A 406-nucleotide genomic window follows, 5' to 3' on the forward strand; every position below is an offset into this window, starting at 1 on the left:
ACAACCTTGAGTAATGGAGAGATTTAATTTTGCTACGACTTTTATCTGTTGATTATCTTTGTTTTTAAGTTTAAGATTTTCTTTTCCTGAATACGCTGAGTCTCCAATTATAGTATCTACGTGAATGTCGTTTTTTTGACTTATTTCTAATAATTTGGGTAGCTCGGGGCCATCCCCCTTTTCTGCTGAGGTAACAATGGCTGCAGTGATCAGACGTTCTGGTGTCATAGCAATATGGGTCTTGTAACCAAAGAATTTGCTGTCAGCTGTCTTATGTCTAATGGTGGCATCTGTATCTTTGGAAATCGTATGACGATAGGCCTCATCTGTATCTTGTACCGTTTCTTTCAGCAAATTTAATTTCTCTTTAACAACAGGAACATAGCCTAGGGACTGATCTGCTTCA

Annotated in this window: 1 protein-coding gene; it reads right to left on the reverse strand. The window is 37.9% G+C overall.

The genetic code is table 11. The features are described 5' to 3' along the window. A partial coding sequence (locus tag GOQ17_RS16095) for a transposase (RefSeq protein ID WP_159639070.1) occupies positions 1 to 406 on the reverse strand: 406 nt, incomplete at both ends.

The organism is Sphingobacterium composti, from assembly GCF_009829075.1.
In the GTDB taxonomy this organism is placed as follows: Bacteria; Bacteroidota; Bacteroidia; order Sphingobacteriales; family Sphingobacteriaceae; genus Sphingobacterium; species Sphingobacterium composti.